A 21275-nucleotide genomic window follows, 5' to 3' on the forward strand; every position below is an offset into this window, starting at 1 on the left:
GAATATGGGATGTAACATGATTGAATTTATTACTAAACGGATACTCAGCACTATCGGTTTACTGCTTGTGCTTAGTGCTATCACTTTCGTCATCATCCAACTGCCAGATGGAGATTACGGCGATTTAATTAAGAACCAAGCGATTTCTATGGGCGGAGCCTCTCCGGAACAGGCGCAACAGTTAGCGGATGCAGCAAGGGAGCGTTACGGATTAAATGAGCCGGTTCTTACCCAGTACGTGAATTGGTTAAAAAATATCGTTTTCCATTTTGATTTTGGCTACTCGTTTGCTTACAACAAACCGGTTATGGACGTTGTAGGAGAACGTTTACCAAGAACGATTTTTATCGCGTTGGGGTGTCATATAGGAGCGACTTTATTAGGGGTGTTTGCGGGGATATTCGCCGCGACTAACCAAAATAGAATCGGGGACAGAGTGGCGACGTTATTGTCATTTATCGCGATGACCGTTCCTCGATTCGTTATGGCCATCATTATTGTTTATTTCATGATATTCGCTTGGGACATTGGCTCGATCGGCGCGATGAACTCTCCCGAATATCTATTTGAACCGATGTCCTGGAATAAGTTCTTCGATACCTTGGTTCACATCTGGCCGGTAATTTTTATTGCTGCCTTCGGTGGTATGGCATTCAACCTTCGACTGATGCGCGGTAACTTGCTCGATATTCTAAAAATGCAATACATCGAAACGGCTCGTGCAAAAGGGCTACGTGAAAGCAAAGTTATTTATAAACACGCAGTACCGAATGCCTTACATAGTTTGATTTCTTATCAGGGTGTTGCATTGCCTTACATGATTACCGGCGAGATGGAAGCGGCGATGGTGCTTGGTATACCGACTATTGGTCCTCTCATCATTTCTGCAATGGCGGAGCAGGATACGTATGTCATTGGCACGATTATGTTGCTGGTCGCTGCTTTGCTCATTATCGGCAACCTAATCTCCGATTTATTGTTAGCCATCTTAGATCCAAGAATTCGTTTATCGTAGGTAGTACTCATGAAACAGTCACAAAGTTACTCGAGCTTAGTTTGGATACGTTTCAAACGAAATAAAATGGCATTGATGAGTTTGGTTCTGCTTACTCTTCTTGGCCTGACGTCTATTTTCGCCCCGTTTTTTTCTTCTAACGATCCAACGGTGCGCTTTAGTGAAAATATTTATGACGCGCCAGCAAATATTCATTTTTTCGATTCAGAAGGTAATTTCTATTTACGTCCATTCGTGTACGAAAAAGTCGTGGATCTCGACCCTGTTACGTTTTTACCTGTCGTCACTGAAAATAAGGACAGTCGCATTCATTTAGAATTCTTTAATCAGGGCTGGGAATACGAATTTTTAGGTATGAGCTTTAACACTCATTTAGTTGGGTTAGAAGACGGCTCACCACTTTTTCTACTTGGTTCAGACAACTTAGGGCGCGATCTGCTTGCTCGTTGTTTCTTCGGTAGCCGAATCACCTTGATCTTTGCGATTACGGTTGTGTTCGTTGTGGTCTCTGTCGGTACAGTTGTCGGTATTCTGTCTGGTTATTATGGTGGCCGATTTGATTTCGTTGTGCAGCGAATAGCAGAATTGGCTTTAGCGTTCCCGGCGGTTCCACTCTATTTAGCACTGATTGCCGTACTGCCAAAAACCGCCGACTCACTGAGCGTATTCATCATGCTTATCGTTATTCTTTCGTCACTGCAGTGGGCATTTGTTGCTCGTCAGGTTCGCGCGCAAGCCCTGTCGATGCGAAACCTGGATTACATTCGTGCAGCCAAAGCAGTAGGTGCGAAAGATATGCGTATTGTACTTCGTCATATTCTGCCTAACGTCACCAGTAACGTTGTTGTTCTTGCGACAATTATGCTGCCAACCATCGTACTAACTGAAAGTTTCTTCAGCTTTTTGGCGGTAGGTGTAAAAGCACCGATGTTTAGCTGGGGATCACTGCTCAATGCAGCCGGACAATTCCAAACCATCGGCTCTTATCCTTGGCTGCTTTATCCCGTTGGTTTCATCTTAATAGCTGTATTAGGTTTTAACGCACTTGGTGATGGTCTGCGAGATGCAGTTGACCCTTACTCTAACTAACCGCTGATGTTGAGGAAAAATCATGAAAGATAGAAATACACCTGATAGTCAAGCGGCTAACAGACAGACAATTGCGAGAGTGGCAGGCCTTAATGTGATCTTTAAAACCGAAGATGGTTTGGTGGAAGCACTGAAAGGCGTGAGTTACAACATTAAAGCGGGTGAAATGGTCGCGCTGGTCGGTGAGAGTGGTTCGGGTAAATCCGTCTCAGCTCGCTCGCTAATGGGGTTACTGCCTAAACATGCTCAAGTTGGAGCCGAGAGTAAGGTAACTTATCGTGATGTTGATATCACGGCAGCACATGAGCGTCAGTTGTTGAAACTACGAGGCAATAAGATCTCAATGATCTTTCAGGAGCCTATGACTTCGCTAAACCCACTTTACACGCTTGGTGAACAAGTCAGTGAAGCGATCTTAGTTCACCAGAAAATATCCAAAGCTGAAGCTAAAAAGCGAACCATAGAGCTTTTTGAAGCAGTTCAACTTCCGCATCCGGAAGAACGCTTTGATCAATACCCTCATCAGTTGTCCGGTGGTCAACGTCAGCGGGTTATGATCGCGATGGCGTTGACTAATAATCCGGACTTACTTATCGCCGATGAACCGACGACAGCACTGGATGTGACGGTTCAGGCCAATATTTTACGCTTGATTAAGAACTTGCAAGAAAAAACGGGCATGAGTGTTTTACTGATCACTCACGATTTAACCATTGTTCGCCAGTTTGCAGATTACATCTACGTGATGAAGCGTGGTGAAGTGGTGGAGCACGGATTAACCGAGAATATCTTCACCAAAGCCGAGCATCCTTATACGAAAATGCTTATCGACTCGGAGCCGAAAGGTGTCGCTTCACCTGTTCCACAGGCTTCTCCGGTCATTTTGCATGCTGAAAAGATGCGAGTGGAGTTTAAATTAGGTAAGAAAGGTTGGTTTAGTCGCGAACCAGAGAAAAAACTGGTCGCGGTTGATGATATTTCCGTGTCACTAAAACGTGGCGAGACGCTGGGTATTGTGGGCGAGAGTGGTTCTGGCAAGACGACACTCGCAATGGCGATGTTTCAGCTACTCAATTCCGGCGACATCAAGGGTAAAGTGACTTACGACGGAAACTGTCTGAACAGCATTTCTAATGAACAACTTCGCGTTTTGCGTAAAGAGCTTCAAGTTGTATTCCAGGATCCGTTCTCATCTCTAAACCCTCGTCTTTCGGTTAAGCAGATACTTGAAGAGGGATTGATCGTCAATGGCCTATATCCCGATCCGAGTGAACGTTTGCTTAAACTGGAGAAATCACTATTGGATGCAGGGTTATCCGCTAATATTCTCAACCGCTATCCACATGAATTCTCCGGTGGGCAGCGTCAAAGGATTGCCATTGCCAGGGCTCTTGTTCTTGACCCGAAAGTGATTTTATTGGATGAACCAACATCGGCTCTGGATTTAACCATTCAGAACCAGATCGTCCAATTACTAAAGCAGCTGCAAGAAAAGCGCGGCATCTCTTACTTGTTCATTAGCCATGATTTACGAGTGGTGAAATCACTTTGTCACCGAGTACTGGTCATGAGACATGGTGAAGTCGTGGAAGAAGGTTTAACTATTGATGTGCTAGAAAATTCAAAAATGGAATATACACAAAAACTGATAAAAGCGGCTTTTGAAATAGCTGCGTAAAGATAACTTAAATTATATTTTCCATCCTGTCTTTATATTCAAGATGATCGTTATGATGCACGTTGAATTTCTTTAAAAGATAAATTTAACGTGTACTTATTCCTTAAATAAAATGAAGAATAGTTTTGATGGTTATTCGATTTTATTTAAATAGCCAAGGTAAAAAATAGTATGCAACAACTAGCAAAGGATCCTTTTCGTCCAACAATGCACTTTACTCCACCATTTGGTTGGATGAACGACCCAAATGGTTTGGTTTATATCAATAATGAATACCACTTATTTTATCAGTTCTATCCATATGCGAATAAGTGGGGACCGATGCACTGGGGACATGCCGTAAGTTCTGATCTGCGTACTTGGCAACACTTACCACCAGCACTTGTTCCAGATGAGAAAGGCATGTGTTTTTCAGGGAGTGCCGTGGTGGATTGGCGCAATACGAGTGGACTGTTTGATAACAACACGCAACCGGGTGTCCTGGCGTTTTACACCGCGTGTATTGCTCATGATGACGGCAGAGACAGTGAACAAATGCAGAGTCTTGCTTACAGCAAAGATGGGGGCTTTAGTTGGAATAAACTTGCCGATAATCCGATATTGCCAAATCCGGGTTTAAAAGACTTCCGCGATCCGAAAGTCATTTGGCACGAGCAAAGCCAGCACTGGGTGATGGTTGTGACGGAAGGGCAGGAGGTAGGCTTCTATCGTTCTAAAGATCTTAAAAAATGGGATAAAACCTCAACCTTCGGCTTAAACGAAGGCAAACATGATGAGATGCCGTGGGAGTGTCCGGATCTTTTTCCTATATTATTGGAAGACTCTGAGGTTTGTTATTGGATCTTGATTGTCGGGGTGCAACGTTGCAGTCACGCAGGCGGTTCAGGTACCCAATATTTTATCGGTCAGTTCGATGGAGAACGCTTTATTAATCATCATGATGCTGAAACCGTGCTGTGGCTTGATTATGGCCGAGATTATTATGCCGCCCAAACTTGGTCTGATGTGACAGATGGTCGTCGTACCTCAATCGCTTGGATGAGCAATTGGTTGTACGCTAACGACGTTCCAACACAGGCTTGGCGAAGTGCTATGAGTGCGCCACGAGATTTAAAATTATCACGAACCCAATCGGGGTTACGTGTTTTATCTTCTCTACCTGAACAATGGGCGAAGCAGCAAGCTTCTATTGTGGTACAAGAAAAAGCGCTGAGTACCGGTGATAGCTTAAATATCACTCAGGATTATCAAGCGGGAATGCTAGAAGGTGAATTCGTTTTGAGTAGAGGAAGTGCGATAGCTTTTGCACCTCTGGGCAATGAATCTCTGGTTTATACCTTACAGCGCGGTGAAGAAGGTTATCTACTGACAAGCTGCAGAACTATTGACTTTGAGGGTGAGGAAAACTACCAAAAGGCATTTAGCCATGAAGTCAGTTTGGAGATTCCAGAAGCGGAATCTATTCAATTTACAGGGCTTATCGACCGATGTTCAAGTGAGCTCTTGCTACAAGATGGCGAGTTTTGCATAACGGATTTGAGTTTTGTAGCAGATGCGAGCGGCTTTAACGTACGCTGTCTTGAAGGTGAAGTAACGATTACCAGTTTGAGTTTTGTTTCAGAAGATAATTTGTAACCTTAAGCTGGGGTAAATAGATAAACGCACCGAGGGCTTCAACAAAAACTCTTGGTGCGTTTCTACTTTTTGGGTAAGTGACGTGTTGCGGTTATTTGCAGGTTTTAAGACCGCTATATGTTTCTCACCCGTTTAGATAATTATGCTGGCGGATGATTCTCAATCCAGTGTCTGGCAATGTTTTCTCGGGTCGCTATCCAAACCGCGTCATGAGACTGAATGTAGTCCAGGAAGCGTGTTAGAGCTTTGAAACGACCCGGCTTACCAATCACGCGACAGTGCAAACCGACCGACATCATTTTAGGCGTTTCTGCACCTTCTTCGTACAGACAGTCAAAGTGGTCTTTCAGGTATTCGAAAAACTCGTCGCCGTGACTGAATCCGTAAGGAGAGGAGAAACGCATATCGTTGGTGTCGAGTGTATACGGAACCACAAGGTGTGGTCGTGTACTACCTGCTTTATTTTTGTCTGGAACTTGTGTCCAGAAAGGCAAGTCATCACCGTAGTAATCAGAATCGTACAACATGCCATCTTGTTCCGCGACAAGTTCACGTGTATTCGGCGAGTCACGACCGGTATACCAGCCAATTGGACGAGTACCTGTAAGCTGTTCGATAATATCCAGTGCCTGGACCATATGCTCGCGTTCAACGTCAATTGGGGTGTTCTGATAGTGAAGCCATTTCAGACCGTGACAGGCAATTTCATGTCCTTCTTCTACGATTGCTTTGGTGACTTCAGGGTTACGCTGCAGTGCAGTGGCAACACCAAATACGGTCAGTGGAAGCTCGCGACGTTTAAACTCGTTTAAGATGCGCCATACACCAACACGAGAGCCGTATTCGTAAAGTGACTCCATGCTCATGTGGCGGTCTTTATACGCTTCTGCACCCGCGATTTCAGATAGGAATGTTTCTGAATGCTCATCACCGTGGAGCACACAGTTTTCCCCGCCTTCTTCATAGTTGAGGACGAATTGGACTGCGATCTTAGCGTTATTTGGCCAATTAGCGTGGGGAACGTTATTTCTACCGTAACCGATATAGTCGCGAGGGTTATTTTCTTCCATAAAGTAAACCTTGATATTAATATTTTTATAAAAAGCAGGATGGGTATTCTGTTACTTCTACTGAGACCAGTGCTTGAAAATACCGTGGATTGGTTTCACCAAAGGCGCCCCGTATTGGCCAATTTTCGATGTCACTAGGTTGAGTTGGTGAAGTGACTCAGCAAGTTTCACTGCCGCAGCAACACCATCGATCACAGGTACATTCAGTTCTTCTGCAAGCTCATTAGCTAAGTCAGACATACCTGCACAACCTAGTACGATTGCCTCGGCACCGTCTTCTCTAATCGCTTTACGGCATTCTTCAGCAAGTAGCTGGTAAGTATCCATACTTAGAGATTCAAGTTCTAATACTGGAATATCTGTCGCACGAACACCGCTGCATAAATGGTGGTAACCATATCTTTGAAGAAGGTGTTCACTTGCTGGCAACGTTCTGGTCATGGTCGTGACCACGCCAAAGCGGTAAGAAACTAGGCTAGCGAGCTGGAAAGCTGCGCCAGCGATACCAATAACTGGTTTGGTCGCAATTTCGCGTGCAGCGTCAAGAGCCGGGTCACCAAAGCAGGCAATGATGTGCGCATCAACACCTTGTTCTTCTCCAGTGCGAATCACATCAAGAAGTGCCGCAGCAGCGAGTGTTTCGTCGAATGCACTCTCGATACTTTCTGGACCATTGACTGGCGAAGAAGCAATGATTTGGGTAGTAGGTAAGGCGACGGTTTGTGCGCTGATAGCAATTTTGTCGGTCATTCCCTGACAAGTGTTTGGGTTGATCAAATTGATTTTCATTGTGTATTAGTCCATTTCGCAAAAAAGTGTATGAAAATTAACAGGCTCTTTAGATTTCGATTCCAACTCCAATGACGATTTGATCACTACTAAGTGATGTTTCATCCATTGCTGAGCCTTTTCATCCTGAAAGTTGTCGAGCAACTCTATAAGTTCTGAGTGAGAACCACAGTCACAGCTCACGCTATGTTTTGAACCATACGCAGCAATAACCAGCGATGAGCGATAGCAGAGTTGCTCTACGAACTCTGCCAAAACAGAATTTCCCGATTTCCTAGCAAGCTCGTAATGAAATCTAGCGGTGAGCTGAATGGATTCGGCCAGATCACCATGTTGGGTCGCTTTTTCTTCCTGGCTTACTATGGAACGAAGGTAATTAGATTGCTTTTCATCCCAGTTACGCAGAATGTCGGTGATCAGTAGCGGTTCTAGTAAAATACGGCTGTTCAGCACCTCTTCAGCTTCCTGCTTACTCGGGTTGTTCACGTGTGCGCCTTTATTAGGTTGAATCACTACAAATCGCTCGAGTGCTAATCGTTGTAACACTTTTCTAATCCCTGTTCGGCTTACGCCAAAAGCTTCTGATAGCTTGTCTTCTGGAAGACGCTCTCCAGGTTCAAGTTTATGTTCAACAATAGCTTTCAATATTTGTTGATAGATCTTTTCATCGTTTGACATAGCTAATCGATCCGTATTTTTCATCCAACCCAATAAAGCAATATGTATACCACTAAACGAACTTGCATGCATTATTGTATACAATACTTATCTAAATGTTTGCCAATTATAGTGTCTTTATTGTTTTTGTCTTCAAATTACTTGACCAAAAGGACAGGTGAGTTGAGTATATACGCACTGCTTGTGGCACCAAAAATGTGCACTATGGTCAAATCTGGTGCGCTGTAAGGGCGATTTCATGGGGCAAGTTTCACCAATTCGTTGTATGGCGGGGGTTTTCAGAATTGGCACGCTAATTGTATTTAGGATTGTATACAATTGGAGATGGAGATATGCACATGAAAAAGGAATTACCTGTTAGCCCAAGGCTAAGTAACGCGGATCTAGCGCCAGAGAAAGAGCAGAAGTGGGGCTGGTACAGCATCTTCGCTTTCTGGATGTCAGACGTTCACAGTGTAGGGGGATATGTATTTGCAGCGAGTTTATTTGCGCTTGGATTAAACGGTATCCAGGTGTTCATTAGTTTGCTGGCAGGTATATCTATTGTATTAGTCTTTGCCAATTTGATGGGTAAACCAGGACAAAAAGCGGGTGTTCCGTTCCCTGTCGTCGCTCGTATGTCGTTTGGTGTGTTTGGTGCGAATATTCCAGCTGTGATTCGAGGCATTATTGCTGTCGTTTGGTACGGTATTCAAACTTACCTAGCATCAAGTTCGTTCATTATCTTGTTGCTGTACTTCTTCCCATCGATGGAGAGTTTAGCAAATGATTCGTTCCTAGGTTTATCTTACTTAGGTTGGGTTGGCTTTAGCTCTATGTGGGTACTGCAAGCTATTGTATTTATGTTCGGTATGGACATGATTCGTAAAGTGATTGACTGGTCTGGTCCTGCGATTTACATCGCGATGTTTGCGCTTTGTGCATACATGATTAACCTCGCCGGTTGGGAGAACATCAGCTTTAACCTGGGTAAAGAGAACCTTGTTGGTACTGATGCAATCGTTCAAATGCTTATTGCAACAGCATTGGTCGCGGGTTACTTTGCGGGTCCGACACTTAACTTCAGTGATTTCTCTCGTTACTGTTCAAGCTACAAAGACCTGAAGTTCGGCAACCTGTTAGGTCTACCACTTAACTTTATTTTGTTCTCTCTTTTCAGTGTGGTTATCGTATCAGCATCGATTCCTGTTTTCGGTGAGATGATTGTTGACCCAGTTGAAACGGTGAAACGTCTTGATTCGGGTATGATTACAGTACTTGGTGCGCTGACCTTTATTTTTGCTACTGTAGGTATCAATATCGTAGCTAACTTTGTTGCACCAGCATTTGACTTCTCGAACGTGTCACCACAAAAAATCAGTTTCAAAATGGGTGGCTTTATCGCGGCTTTTGGTTCAATCCTGCTGACACCTTGGAACCTGTTTAATAACCCGGAAGTGATTCACTACACGGTTGACGTTCTGGCTGCGATGATTGGTCCTCTTTACGGCATCATCATTGTTGACTACTTCATTGTTAAGAAGGGCGAAATCGACATCCCGTCGCTTTACACTGAATCACCACAAGGTCAGTATTGGTACAAAAATGGCATCAACATGAACAGTGTCTACGCGCTAGTGATTGCGAGTGTCGCGGCAATTATTGCGACCTTCTTTATTACTGAACTAGCAAATTACGCATTGTTTATCGGTGGCTTAGTTTCAGCAGTCGTGTATAAACAGTTAATGCAGAAAAGATTGTTTTGGGCATCTAAAACGGCTTTAGCTAAACAATAATAACAACTTTATGTATGGCTATAGATGGAAATAAATCGCCAACGTAGAGATAAAGTAAACAAGTAACCTAGTGATTGGTTACTTGTTTACTGCAAAGGAATGAGAAGAATGGAAATCGATCAACGTATTTATTGTACCCAAGGGCCTGATTACCTTCCGGCTTTAAAGCAAGGCTCATTGGATGGGTTGAGTTTTGTGTTTAAAGACCTCTTTGACGTAGAAGGGTTTGTCACTGGCGCAGGAAACCCTAAGTGGTTAGAGACGCACAACAAAGCAGAAAGCACTTCTCCGTTAATTATCGCTCTTCTAAACGAAGGATCAGTGTGTAAAGGCCGGGTGCAAACGGATGAACTGGCGTACAGCTTAAATGGTATCAATGTGCATTATGGCACTCCGGTTAATCCATTAGCACCTGACTGCTTACCGGGAGGGTCTTCAAGTGGCAGTGCTGTTGCGGTTGCAAAAGGCGATGTCGATTTCTCTATCGGAACAGACACTGGCGGTTCCGTCCGTGTGCCAGCGAGTTACTGTGGTCTTTTCGGCATACGCCCGACATTGGGGCAATTGTCATTAGAAAGCAGTTTCACTCTGGCTGAAAGCTTCGATACTGCAGGTATATTTAGCCGAGATCTAGCGACGCTAGAAAAGGTTTACTCTTGCCTTGATCTTAAAAGCCAGTCTAAAACTGTCGCTCAAACTCTTGTGTTGGATGAGAGCCTGGCGAAGACATTGGGAAGCGAGCGTCTAGAGGAACTAAAACAGTGGGCTGCTTATGCCAAAATTCAGCTTGAATACAGCAATGCTCTGCAAGAAGCAGGCTATGACCTTGGCGAATTAAGCGCATTATTCCGAACCATCCAAGGTTACGAAATTATTGACCGCCACAGCGCGTGGCTTGATGAGTGGCAACATACTTTAGCACCGGCAATCCAGGAGCGAGTAGATTGGGCACGTACAATTTCGGCAGCTGCTTATCGTGAAGGTAAAGAACAACAAGCGAAGTTTACCTCCTGGTTGGCAGAGCAACTTGCGGACAAGGATACGTTGTGGGTATTACCAACCACCCCAGGAAAATCACCTAAGCTCACGACTCCAGACGCAGATTTAGCGCAATATCGCTCAGATCTTATGGGGCTAACCAGTCTCGCGGGTTTAAGTGGATTCCCTCAACTGCATATACCGATGAAAAACATTGCAAATGGACCTAGTGGTGTGTCGTTACTTGGATCTTCTAACAGCGAATATGATCTGATTGCGACTGCGTCATCTTTAATCAAAGGAGAGTCTTAATGGTGTTTCAAACCGCATTTACCGCCCCGCATCACAAAGCAACGGAAGTGGGAAAACAAATCTTAGAAAAAGGCGGAACGGCTGCTGAAGCGATGGTCGCGGCTGCGTCAATGATTGCGGTGCAATACCCTCATATGAACAGCATTGGCGGTGACGGATTTTGGCTAATCAGTAAGCCGGGAGAAGCACCAGTTGCCATAGATGCATGCGGAGCAGCGGCATTATCCATCGATCCTGAACACTACCGTGCATTGGGCACCGAACTGCCTGAAAAAGGTGGCGAAGCGTCTATTACTATGGCTGGCACAGTAGCCGGTTGGCAAAAAGCGCTGGAAATCGACGGTGGCAAACTGCCTTTAAGTACTCTGTTACAACCTTCTATTGACGCTGCACGAAACGGCATTGAAGTTACACAAAGCCTTGTCGATGCGAGTGTAAAAACCTTTGAGCGCTTAAAAGACCAAGCTGAATTCAGTCGTTTGTTCCTCGATAACGGTGAAACGTTAAAACTTGGTGCAACAGTGGTAAACCCAGCGCTGGCAAAAACACTGGAAAGATTAGCCGAGGTAGGGTTGGATGACTTTTACCGAGGTGAGATTGCAGAATTGGCAGCAAAAGAGCTTCAAGAGGCGGGAAGCCCGTTAACTATCGAAGACTTTCACCAACATGATGCGCTGGTTACCACTCCTTTGACTGTCGAGACATCAAAAGGTCAGCTTTATAATTTGGGTGCGCCAACTCAGGGTCTCGCATCGTTATTAATTTTAGCGATATACGATCGCTTAGCATCACAAGCAAACTCAGAGCTAGACCATATTCATTTGCTCGTCGAAGCGACGAAACAAGCATTTATCATCCGCGATAAAGTCGTCACCGACGAGCGCTATTTAACTAAGCCACTGCAGGAATACTTAGATGAAAGTGTGGTGGCAGAGTGCGCAGAGCGTATCTCATTAAACAAAGCTCAGCCATGGCCATATCAGGCAAAACCGGGCGACACCATCTGGATGGGCGCAACGGATCAATATGGCACTATGGTGAGTTTCATTCAGAGTGTTTACTGGGAGTTTGGCTCAGGTGTTGTACTTCCATCGACCGGAATTATGTGGAACGTCAGAGGAAAAAGCTTCTCGCTGGATAGCGAGCATCACAATGCTTTAGTACCTGGCAAAAAGCCATTCCACACCTTGAACCCAGCTTATGCTGAGCTTAAAGATGGCCGACGCATCGTGTACGGAACGATGGGCGGAGAAGGGCAACCACAAACTCAGGCGTGTTTATTCAGCCGCCACATTTATCAAAACATGTCGCTGCAACAAGCCGTGTCTATGCCACGATGGTTGTTAGGCAGAACATGGGGTGATGCAACGAACAATTTAAGACTTGAAGAAGACTTGTACAGCGAATATGGGCAAACATTAACGCAGATGGGCCACCAAGTGACTCAGGTTGAAAACTTGAGCGAGCTGATGGGACACGCGGGAGCAATAACCCTAGATCAGCAAGGACAGGCAGACGCAACGAGTGACCCTCGCAGCGATGGCGATATATTTTTAGGAGAGAGATAATGACAACTCAAACGCTATTTGAAACTTTGAACCCACCACAACGTTTGCTGATGGGTCCTGGCCCGATCAATGCCTATCCACGTGTGCATCAAGCCATTTCACAGGCTTTAATTGGCCAGTACGATCCAGTGATGACGGGTTACATGACGCAAGTTCAGTCGCTGTATCGCGGTGTATTCGAAACGCAAAACCAACAAACTATGTTGGTCGATGGTACGGCTCGTTCTGGCATTGAGGCAGTCTTGGTGTCAGTACTTAAACCGGGAGACAAAGTACTAATCCCAATTATTGGTCGCTTTGGTCACCTTCTTTGTGAAATCGCTAACCGCGTTGGAGCAAAAGTACAGACGATTGATATCGAGTGGGGCGAAGTGTGCCCACCAGAGTTGGTTGAAAAAGCGATCAAAGAATTTCAGCCAAAGTTACTGGCAACGGTACAAGGTGACACCTCTACAACCATGAATCAGCCTTTGGCCGAGTTTGGTGAAATCTGTAAACGTCATGGTGTGTTGTTCTACTGTGATGCAACAGCATCGATTGCTGGTAATGAACTTAAAGTTGATGAGTGGAATCTTGATGCGGTTTCTGCTGGTCTACAAAAATGTCTTGGCGGGCCTTCTGGTAGCTCACCGATCACGTTGAGTGACCAATGCGCTGATCTCATCAATCGCCGTAAGCACGTAGAAGCAGGCATCCGAGCTGACCATCACAAAGCGGGTGAAGAAGAAATCATTCGTTCTAACTACTTCGATTTGTCGATGATCATGGATTACTGGGGGCCTGAGCGCCTTAACCACCACACAGAAGCAACAAGCATGCTTTACGCCGCTCGTGAATGTGCACGTATCTACCTTGAAGAAGGCGCAGATAACGTGATTGCACGTCACAAACAAGCGGGTGATGCATTGGCATGTGGTCTGCAAGCGATGGGATTAGAGTTGTTTGGCAACCAAAAGTACAAAATGAACAACGTTGTGGGCGTCTACATTCCTAAAGAAGTGGACGGTAACAAAGTGCGTCAAGAGCTACTTAACAGCTTCGGCATTGAGATAGGTACGTCATTTGGTCCGCTGGACGGTAAAATCTGGCGCATCGGCACGATGGGTTACAACGCGCGTCAAGAAGCGGTGTTAACGACGCTTGCAGCACTGGAAGCGATCCTTATTCGTAACAAAGCGAAAGTTATTCCGGGACAAGCAGTGATTGCAGCCATGGAACACTATGTGTAACACCGTTGAGATAAGAAGGTGAATCAAGGATGAGTAAATTGGATGCCCAACACATTATGGAACGTGCTGATCAACTGGCTACGTTTACTTCAATGCAAGGTGGATTGAAACGCACCTACTTATCGCCGGAGCATAAGCAGGCGCACCATCAACTTAGCGTTTGGATGGAGCAAGCTGGGCTTGAAACATGGCAGGACAGTGTTGGGAACCAGTGGGGAAGGAAGGTCTCTTCCAACCCTACCATGCCAACGCTTATTATTGGCTCTCACAGTGATACCGTTGCGGATGCTGGGAAATACGATGGCAATTTAGGTATTTTGGTCGGTATTTCCGCTCTAGAGCAGCTTAAGCATATTGAATTGCCATTCCATGTCGATGTGGTCGCTTTTGCCGATGAAGAAGGCACGCGCTTTAACAGCACATTGATAGGCTCAAGTGCTGTGGCTGGAGTATTTGACTCAAATTGGCTGTCTCTTAAAGATAAAGATGGCGTGACAATGTCACAGGCAATGGTTGAGTTTGGTTTATCTCCGGAAGAAGTAGGGAAAGATAGCCGATCGCCAGATGACGTAATGTCTTACCTTGAAGTACATATTGAGCAAGGCCCGGTACTCGAAGCTCAGAATCAGCCAGTAGGCGTTGTTACTGGTATTGCTGGCGCGAAACGTTTCCAGTTTCAGGTAAAAGGCTTAGCAGGTCACGCTGGTACTGTGCCGATGGGCATGCGCATGGATGCTTTGTGTGCTGTAGCTGAGATGATTTCGACGATAGAAAACTATGCGACCAAACAGAGTGAAACTGAAAACAAAGTTGTAGCGACAGTCGGTAAGTGTGAAGTTTCGCCAGGTTCAGTCAACGTTATTCCCGGTGAGGTTAACTTTACTGTGGATATCCGTAGCTTGAATCAGGATCAACTGGAACGCTCGTGTGACGATTTGCTTACTGCACTTAACGCGATTGCGGAGCGTCGAGAGGTAAGCTTTACCAATCGACTACTGTACCAAGCCAGTGCGGTGCCGTGTAATGAAGCCCTGCAAAGTCAGTGGGGTGATATTGTATCTCGAGTCACTGAATCTGAACCGGTATTTCTGCCAAGTGGTGCAGGGCATGATGCACTCGCTATGGTGCATTTAACAGACGTTGCAATGTTGTTTGTTCGATGCGAAAAGGGTATCAGCCACAATCCACTGGAAAGTGTTCAAGAGGATGACGTTGCGGTTGCTTTAGAGTGTTTAACGCAAATGATTCTTGCCCAGAAGGAGAGCAAAACGGATGGAAACTAAACAAGAGTTGACTCACTCTGTAGTGCTCGGTATTGCTGGAAACTCACCGGGCTACCTGGCACAGACAGGAGAGATATCCGCGTTCAGCGAGCAACAAAAAGCACAACAGCAGGAAGCACAGCGCCCACGAGCGCTGTTTCCTATGTTTGTTCGCCAACCAGGTGAATCTTATCTTGGGCAAATGCCATTTAGCTCATCTAAGCTGGAGTTACCTGAAGAGCCGGATGCCAAGGTTCAGATGGAGCCAGAAATCGCTATTAAGTGTGGCGTTACCTATACAGAGCAAGGTCAGGTTGCCGAACTTACCCCTTTTGCGCTGACGTTGATCAATGATGCAACTTATCGAAACAAAGCGGTATCCAAGCTAGCAGAGAAGAAAAATTGGGGTGCCTTTAGTAAAGGAATCGCTGAACAGGAGCTGGCTATTGATTCATTTTCAGCACAGACAGCACTTGATCATCTGAGATTGTGCGGTTTTCATGGTCGAAATGGGCAATGGAGCTTGTGCAGTCAGGATGTCTCTGTGACAGAGTATAACGTTTTCTACCAATCGTTGACCGAATGGCTGGTTGAGACGATTAACAAGCAAACTGATGATGGCGCGTTGCATAATACTCAAACTTTGTTCACTCAGGCTAATCACCCGAGTGAAATCACCATTGCAATTGGTGCGCCGTGTTATACATCATATGGAGAAGACCATCAGTTGTTGGATGGCGACCAAGTGTTCGTTTGTGTTTATGATGACAGACATTTCCAATTAAATGACATTGAAGCCATGCTAACTCGTCCAAGAAACCAGTGGTTAATAGACCCTAGTATGATTTGGTTAGAGCAAACGGTTTATAAAAAACAATAAATTGACCGACTGATACGTAGTCAGTCTGTACATTAAAAGGTGAAAAGAACGATGAAGACACAACGAGATCTAGCCAGTGCATTTTTTCGCATTGGCTTGTTTGGGTTCGGCGGCGGCCCCACGATGATCCCTTTGGTTCATAAAGAAGTGGTCGATAATTATAAGTGGATGACCGACGACGAATTTGCCAACGTACTTGCAATCGGCAACACGTTACCTGGTCCTATCGCGACCAAAATGGCGGGATACATTGGCTATAAAGTTGGAGGCAAGATTGGATGCCTCAATGCGGTTATCATGACGATTATCCCACTCATCGTCGTCATGATCGCAGGATTGGGTCTGTTAAACGAGTATCGTGATAAGCCTTGGGTAGCGGGTATGGCTCAGGGTGTGTTGCCAGTGGTTTCCTGGATGATGGCCAAGCTCACTTATGACTTTTTAATTAAAGGTTATAAAGCACTTGGTGCGCTCGCTACGGGCATTGGTATTGCTCTGTCTATTTTGTTCATTGTGGTCTTGGATATTCATCCAGGATTGGTTGTCGGAGCGGTACTATTGGCTGTACTGGTAAAGCCTGACCCAAAGCCAAGCGCGGTCGAACAAAGTCTAAAACCAGAAAGTAAAAAGGGATAAACATGCAACTTTATATCGATATCTTCTTAGCATTTTTTATTCCGAACATCGTTGGTTACGGTGGTGGACCTGCGATCATTCCATTGGTCGAAGCACAAGTTGTTGGTCAATATGGATGGATGAATGCCAGTCAGTTTGCCGAAGTTCTGGCATTAGGTAACGCTTTACCAAGTCCTATCGCGACAAAAATGGCCGGTTACATAGGATACGAAGTAGGCGGAACGTTAGGGGCATTTATCGCTATCTTTGCTACGGTTGCCCCGACAATCATTATTATGATTGCTGCAATGAGTGTGCTGTACAAATACCGTAATTCGCCAAAAGTGAAAGCATTGGGAGCATGGGTACTGCCAATCATTTTCACTTTGATGCTTCTACTGAGTTACAAGTTGGTTGTTTCTGGCAGTGAAGCGGGCTGGGGGCATTTTGTGTTCTTGTTTGCTGTCGCGGGTTTGTGTCTGGAAAAACTAAAAGTCCATCCAACCTATGTCATTTGTGCAAGTCTCGCATACGGCGCATTCTTGCTGTAGTTTCACTTCACTAAACCGATCATTTGGAACTCTTTCACTGAGCAGATGCACGGTTGCATCTGCTCAGTCTTCAAATTTAAGCCTTAGAGTTTTACTCACTTTTCTTATTTAACGCCTTCTTAATCTCAAGTTTCTATCTCACTTACAGACACATTCCAACGTCAATCAAACCATCTCATATTCGATACTACTTACTCTTACCAAGCTTGTTTATTTAGTACTTCAAATGAACTGACTTCGTAGCTTTGAGTTACAACTACTCATCATTATTTGTCTCCTGACTGTTACATAGATGTAACTTTGTCGCTAAAAATTCGAGATTTCCATCACTAAATATTAGTGAGATTTTGCCTGTTCTGGTGAGCGAAAAGCCCGTTTCTCCGTGGTGTAAATATAAAAAATAAATATAAAACAAAGAAGTGCACTTTGTGCACCTAAAGTTGAGTTGCTGTTGTGGATATAGTGGCTCTGGATGTACGTTTTAGTAACAAAATAAAAACATTTGCACTGCCTAACTCCTTCAGAACGCGAATGAGTAGGCCTTTCCCTAGCGATCTACTTGGTCAAATAGGGTTCCCATAACTTGAACGTACCTGGAGAATTCAAAGTGACAGTATCCACTTCCCAAAAAACGGTCTCGACTGCCTATTATGATTCAGAAGTCATGATTATTGGGGCTGGTCCAGTCGGTTTAATGATTGCAAACTATCTTGGCGGCCAAGGCATTAACGTAACTGTGATTGAACAACTGCCTACGCTGATCGATTACCCTCGCGCGATTGGTATAGATGATGAAAGTTTAAGAACGTTTCAGGCAGTAGGGTTAGCTTCAGAAGTTGTACCTTACACAACTCCATATCATGCCATGCGCTTCCTTACCCCTAAAGGCCGTTGTTTCGCCGACATTCAACCAAATACTAACGAGTTTGGTTGGTCGAGAAGAAATGCGTTTATTCAGCCAAAGGCCGATCGCGCTCTTTATGATGGATTAGACAGATACTCGAATGTAAATGTGCTGTTCTCACGTGAACTTGTCAACTTTGGCCAAGATAATGACCAAACCTGGGCTAACTTCAAAAACGAAAACGGTGAAGAAGAGCGAATTTCAGCAAAATATATGATTGCGTGCGACGGTGGTAATAGCTTTGTTCGTCGCAGCTTAAACATCTCGTTTGATGGTGAAACTGCACCTAATCAATGGATCGTAATGGATCTGGAAAACGATCCAATTGGTACGCCTAACATTTACTTATGTTGTGACGCTGAACGTCCATATGTATCAGCGGCTCTACCACAAGGTATTCGTCGATTTGAGTTTATGGTCATGCCGGGTGAAACCGAAGAGGAACTCAGCAAGCCAGAAAACATGGATCGTCTGTTGAGCAAAGTGCTGCCATCAACGGAAAATATCAAATTTATCCGCCAGCGTGTTTATACCCACAATGCCCGCCTTGCAGGCAAGTTCCGTGAAGGTCGAATCCTGCTAGCAGGCGATGCGGCACATATTATGCCTGTTTGGCAAGGTCAGGGTTACAACTCAGGTATGCGCGATGCAAATAACCTGGCGTGGAAACTCTCTTTAGTGGTTAAAGGACTGGCGGATTCAAGTCTGCTAGACACCTATCAGCAAGAACGTCGTGACCATGCGAAAGCGATGATCGATCTGTCAGTTTTAGCCGGTAAGGTACTGGCTCCACCTAAGAAATGGCAGGCAACGTTACGTGATGGCGTATCTTGGCTGCTGAACTATGTGCCGCCTGTTAAGCGTTACTTTGTCGAAATGCGTTTTAAACCAATGCCTAAATATCATCAGGGTGTTGTTGTTGAACCTAAGCCAGCACTTAAAGACTCTCCAGTGGGCAAACTGTTTATCCAGCCTGTGGTTCGAGTGGGTAATGAGATCACCAAGATCGATGATGTTATTGGCCAAAACTTCGCAATCATCGCATGGGGCACTGATCCAAAGCTGGGGCTGAGTGAACAAGAGATCCAACATTGGCAACAGTTGGGAACCAAGTTCATTCAAGTGGTTCCTTCTGTTCAACTCAAGTCACAGATAGAGACGCATCCTGACGTGGTATGTATCGGAGATGAAACCAATGCGCTTAAAGACTGGTTTGGTCGCTATCCAGCTTCTGTCGCCATCATCAGACCTGACCGATTCGTTGCGAGTATTGCAATTCCGCAGTCGATTAACTCAGTGTGCCAGCAAGTACGTAAAGCTCTCAGCACCACAACTGTCCAGCGCGAAACTGCATCGAAAGTAGGTGCACACGACAAGAAGGTAGCGTGATATGAGTGAAGTCTATTTGCACTGTTTGTCGCACACACCGCTAGTCGGTCATTTTGACCCCGCTCAGGAGGTTATCAATGAAGTTAATAGCGTTATCGCTGACGCCAAACAACGCATCGATGAATTTGACCCGGAGTTAGTCATCCTGTTCTCGCCTGATCATTACAACGGCTTTTTTTATGATGTTATGCCGTCGTTTTGTATCGGAATGGCCGCTCATGCGATTGGTGATTTTGGGACTTTAGCGGGACCGTTAAACGTACCTCAATCACTCGCTGAAGGGTGCGCACAATACGTGCTGGCTAAAGGAGTGGATGCGGCGGTCTCTTACAACATGCAAGTAGACCACGGTTTCGCTCAACCTCTTGAGTTTTTATTAGGCAGTCTGGATCGAGTTCCGGTTATCCCGGTGTTTATCAATGGTGTTGCACCACCAATGCCAGGTTTCCAGCGAGCCCGCTTACTGGGCGAAGCCATCGGTGAATACGCCAAGAGCTTAAACAAGCGCGTGTTATTTCTGGCTTCCGGCGGTTTATCACACCAGCCGCCAGTACCTGAGCTAGCCATTGCCGACGAGCATATCGCAGACCGGCTTAAAGGCAGCGGTCGATGTCTTCCTGAGGATGAGCGTATTGCCCGTACCCAAAGAGTGATCAACGCAGCGGTTGAATTTACTGATGACCAAAACACGTTACATCCATTAAATCCGGAATGGGATCGCGCTTTTATGCAAGATTTAGCCACCGGGCAAATGAGCAAACTGGATGCGATGAACAATCAGGATCTGTCAGATATTGCCGGTAAGTCTACTCATGAAGTGAAGACCTGGGTGGCGGCATTCGCAGCACTATCTGCTTATGGACCTTACAAAACCGAAGGTTGCTATTACCGCGAGATACCTGAGTGGATCGCCGGATTTGGCTCTATGAGTGCAACCACATCAAAAAACTTAAAAAGCTAAAGCTGTAAACGAGGAGTATAGGAATGTCTAATCTAGTTTTTACTGAGCAAGAGACAAGCAAATTTGTTCATATTGAGGAAGGAGACCTCAACCTCAAACTGCATTACAACGATTGTGGGGTAGGAAGCGAAGTAGTAGTGATGCTACACGGTTCAGGGCCAGGCGCTACGGGCTGGGCTAACTTTAACCGTAATATTGAGCCTCTGGTCGATGCTGGTTATCGTGTCATCCTTCTTGACTGTCCGGGTTGGGGAAAGAGTGACTCAATAGTTTCTACTCAATCTCGTTCCGACCTAAACGCAACCGCATTAAAAGGCGTGATGGACGCTTTGGATATTGAGCGCGCGCATTTAATCGGTAACTCCATGGGTGGACACTCAGCTGTCGCTTTTACGCTCTCATACCCAGAACGTGTAGGCAAATTGATTTTGATGGGCGGCGGCACTGGCGGTGCAAGCTTGTTCACACCAATGCCGGCAGAAGGTATTAAGCGCTTAAATCAACTTTACCGCGATCCTACTATCGAAAACCTAAAAGCGATGATGGATATCTTCGTCTTTGATACCAGCGATCTCACCGAAGAGTTGTTCCAAACACGTTTGAATAACATTCTTGCTCGTCAGGATCACCTCGAAAATTTTGTTAAAAGTCTGGAAGCCAATCCAAAACAATTCCCGGATTTCTCTGCGCGATTAGGCGAGATCAAAGCCGATACATTAGTCATTTGGGGCCGCCAGGACCGCTTTGTTCCGTTTGATACCAGCTTACGTTTGATGGCAGGCATTCCACAGGCTCAACTGCACGTTTTCAACCAGTGTGGTCACTGGGTGCAGTGGGAACATGCTGACACATTCAACCGTTTGGTTGTCGACTTCATTCAGCATTAAGGAGAGAGTC

The 21275-nt window shown here is 45.3% G+C and carries 18 protein-coding genes; 15 read left to right on the forward strand and 3 right to left on the reverse strand.

Annotated features, from left to right (window positions below; translation table 11 throughout):
- Nucleotides 1–16 precede the first annotated feature (16 nt).
- The 4 genes from ACWYU8_RS12570 to ACWYU8_RS12585 all read left to right on the forward strand — a co-directional run bounded on the left by ACWYU8_RS12570 (nt 17) and on the right by ACWYU8_RS12585 (nt 5417).
- The gene (locus ACWYU8_RS12570; RefSeq protein WP_457519894.1) at nt 17–1015 is read left to right on the forward strand and encodes an ABC transporter permease; all 999 of its coding nucleotides are present in this window, start codon (nt 17–19) and stop codon (nt 1013–1015) included.
- 9 nt (nt 1016–1024) lie between these two features.
- Nucleotides 1025–2104 (forward strand): ABC transporter permease, encoded by a 1080-nt coding sequence (locus ACWYU8_RS12575; protein WP_457519895.1) that lies wholly within the window; start codon nt 1025–1027, stop codon nt 2102–2104.
- 22 nt (nt 2105–2126) lie between these two features.
- Complete coding sequence (locus ACWYU8_RS12580) at nt 2127–3782, forward strand: ABC transporter ATP-binding protein (RefSeq protein ID WP_457519896.1); 1656 nt, start codon at nt 2127–2129, stop codon at nt 3780–3782.
- A 171-nt stretch (nt 3783–3953) separates the two neighbouring features.
- Nucleotides 3954–5417 (forward strand): glycoside hydrolase family 32 protein, encoded by a 1464-nt coding sequence (locus tag ACWYU8_RS12585; RefSeq protein WP_457519897.1) that lies wholly within the window; start codon nt 3954–3956, stop codon nt 5415–5417.
- A gap of 140 nt (nt 5418–5557) precedes the next feature.
- On the opposite strand, the gene puuE is transcribed toward ACWYU8_RS12585, so the two are convergent.
- Genes puuE through ACWYU8_RS12600 form a run of 3 tightly spaced genes read right to left on the reverse strand, consistent with a single transcriptional unit; the run spans nt 5558 to nt 7954 of the window.
- The gene (gene puuE / locus ACWYU8_RS12590; RefSeq protein ID WP_457519898.1) at nt 5558–6487 is read right to left on the reverse strand and encodes an allantoinase PuuE; all 930 of its coding nucleotides are present in this window, start codon (nt 6485–6487) and stop codon (nt 5558–5560) included.
- Between the two features lie 57 nt (nt 6488–6544).
- Nucleotides 6545–7276 carry an aspartate/glutamate racemase family protein gene (locus ACWYU8_RS12595; protein WP_457519899.1) on the reverse strand — a complete coding sequence of 244 codons (732 nt, stop codon included), beginning with the start codon at nt 7274–7276 and terminating at the stop codon, nt 6545–6547.
- Between the two features lie 6 nt (nt 7277–7282).
- Nucleotides 7283–7954, reverse strand: coding sequence for a GntR family transcriptional regulator (locus ACWYU8_RS12600; RefSeq protein ID WP_457519900.1), 672 nt, complete (start codon nt 7952–7954; stop codon nt 7283–7285).
- Nucleotides 7955–8292: 338 nt separating this feature from the next.
- On the opposite strand from ACWYU8_RS12600, the gene ACWYU8_RS12605 reads away from it, so the two are divergent.
- The 11 genes from ACWYU8_RS12605 to ACWYU8_RS12655 all read left to right on the forward strand — a co-directional run bounded on the left by ACWYU8_RS12605 (nt 8293) and on the right by ACWYU8_RS12655 (nt 21265).
- Entirely contained in the window at nt 8293–9729 is a 1437-nt protein-coding gene (locus ACWYU8_RS12605) for an NCS1 family nucleobase:cation symporter-1 (protein WP_457519901.1), read from the forward strand.
- 108 nt (nt 9730–9837) lie between these two features.
- Entirely contained in the window at nt 9838–11019 is a 1182-nt protein-coding gene (locus tag ACWYU8_RS12610; protein WP_457519902.1) for an amidase, read from the forward strand.
- Nucleotides 11020–11021: 2 nt separating this feature from the next.
- Entirely contained in the window at nt 11022–12587 is a 1566-nt protein-coding gene (locus tag ACWYU8_RS12615; RefSeq protein WP_457520190.1) for a gamma-glutamyltransferase family protein, read from the forward strand.
- Nucleotides 12587–13816, forward strand: coding sequence for a pyridoxal-phosphate-dependent aminotransferase family protein (locus tag ACWYU8_RS12620; protein ID WP_457519903.1), 1230 nt, complete (start codon nt 12587–12589; stop codon nt 13814–13816). Before ACWYU8_RS12615 ends, ACWYU8_RS12620 begins: the two co-directional genes overlap by 1 nt.
- Nucleotides 13817–13845: 29 nt before the next feature.
- Nucleotides 13846–15099, forward strand: a complete 1254-nt coding sequence (locus tag ACWYU8_RS12625) for an allantoate amidohydrolase (protein WP_457519904.1) — start codon at nt 13846–13848, stop codon at nt 15097–15099.
- On the forward strand, nt 15089–15958 hold the full coding sequence (locus ACWYU8_RS12630) for a DUF5718 family protein (protein WP_457519905.1): 870 nt from the start codon (nt 15089–15091) through the stop codon (nt 15956–15958). The genes ACWYU8_RS12625 and ACWYU8_RS12630 overlap by 11 nt, the downstream gene beginning before the upstream one ends.
- A gap of 51 nt (nt 15959–16009) precedes the next feature.
- Nucleotides 16010–16594, forward strand: a complete 585-nt coding sequence (locus ACWYU8_RS12635; protein ID WP_457519906.1) for a chromate transporter — start codon at nt 16010–16012, stop codon at nt 16592–16594.
- A gap of 2 nt (nt 16595–16596) precedes the next feature.
- Nucleotides 16597–17124: a chromate transporter gene (locus ACWYU8_RS12640; protein ID WP_444492514.1), complete on the forward strand. Its 528-nt coding sequence runs from the start codon at nt 16597–16599 to the stop codon at nt 17122–17124.
- A 607-nt stretch (nt 17125–17731) separates the two neighbouring features.
- Entirely contained in the window at nt 17732–19417 is a 1686-nt protein-coding gene (locus ACWYU8_RS12645; protein WP_457519909.1) for a bifunctional 3-(3-hydroxy-phenyl)propionate/3-hydroxycinnamic acid hydroxylase, read from the forward strand.
- A 1-nt stretch (nt 19418) separates the two neighbouring features.
- Nucleotides 19419–20378, forward strand: a complete 960-nt coding sequence (locus ACWYU8_RS12650; protein WP_457519911.1) for a 3-carboxyethylcatechol 2,3-dioxygenase — start codon at nt 19419–19421, stop codon at nt 20376–20378.
- Nucleotides 20379–20401: 23 nt separating this feature from the next.
- Nucleotides 20402–21265: an alpha/beta fold hydrolase gene (locus ACWYU8_RS12655; protein WP_457519913.1), complete on the forward strand. Its 864-nt coding sequence runs from the start codon at nt 20402–20404 to the stop codon at nt 21263–21265.
- The last annotated feature ends 10 nt before the right edge of the window (nt 21266–21275 follow it).

It is taken from the genome of Vibrio limimangrovi (assembly GCF_054064025.1).

Excerpts from the sequence above, each read along its gene's own strand:
- ACWYU8_RS12610 (WP_457519902.1), top strand. The coding sequence starts at position 9,838 with ATGGAAATCGATCAACGTATTTATTGTACCCAAGGGCCTGATTACCTT.
- ACWYU8_RS12575 (WP_457519895.1), top strand. The coding sequence starts at position 1,025 with ATGAAACAGTCACAAAGTTACTCGAGCTTAGTTTGGATACGTTTCAAA.
- ACWYU8_RS12600 (WP_457519900.1), bottom strand. The coding sequence starts at position 7,954 with ATGTCAAACGATGAAAAGATCTATCAACAAATATTGAAAGCTATTGTT.
- ACWYU8_RS12640 (WP_444492514.1), top strand. The coding sequence starts at position 16,597 with ATGCAACTTTATATCGATATCTTCTTAGCATTTTTTATTCCGAACATC.
- ACWYU8_RS12625 (WP_457519904.1), top strand. The coding sequence starts at position 13,846 with ATGAGTAAATTGGATGCCCAACACATTATGGAACGTGCTGATCAACTG.
- ACWYU8_RS12650 (WP_457519911.1), top strand. The coding sequence starts at position 19,419 with ATGAGTGAAGTCTATTTGCACTGTTTGTCGCACACACCGCTAGTCGGT.
- ACWYU8_RS12655 (WP_457519913.1), top strand. The coding sequence starts at position 20,402 with ATGTCTAATCTAGTTTTTACTGAGCAAGAGACAAGCAAATTTGTTCAT.
- ACWYU8_RS12630 (WP_457519905.1), top strand. The coding sequence starts at position 15,089 with ATGGAAACTAAACAAGAGTTGACTCACTCTGTAGTGCTCGGTATTGCT.
- puuE (WP_457519898.1), bottom strand. The coding sequence starts at position 6,487 with ATGGAAGAAAATAACCCTCGCGACTATATCGGTTACGGTAGAAATAAC.
- ACWYU8_RS12570 (WP_457519894.1), top strand. The coding sequence starts at position 17 with ATGATTGAATTTATTACTAAACGGATACTCAGCACTATCGGTTTACTG.
- ACWYU8_RS12595 (WP_457519899.1), bottom strand. The coding sequence starts at position 7,276 with ATGAAAATCAATTTGATCAACCCAAACACTTGTCAGGGAATGACCGAC.
- ACWYU8_RS12620 (WP_457519903.1), top strand. The coding sequence starts at position 12,587 with ATGACAACTCAAACGCTATTTGAAACTTTGAACCCACCACAACGTTTG.
- ACWYU8_RS12585 (WP_457519897.1), top strand. The coding sequence starts at position 3,954 with ATGCAACAACTAGCAAAGGATCCTTTTCGTCCAACAATGCACTTTACT.
- ACWYU8_RS12635 (WP_457519906.1), top strand. The coding sequence starts at position 16,010 with ATGAAGACACAACGAGATCTAGCCAGTGCATTTTTTCGCATTGGCTTG.
- ACWYU8_RS12605 (WP_457519901.1), top strand. The coding sequence starts at position 8,293 with ATGAAAAAGGAATTACCTGTTAGCCCAAGGCTAAGTAACGCGGATCTA.
- ACWYU8_RS12580 (WP_457519896.1), top strand. The coding sequence starts at position 2,127 with ATGAAAGATAGAAATACACCTGATAGTCAAGCGGCTAACAGACAGACA.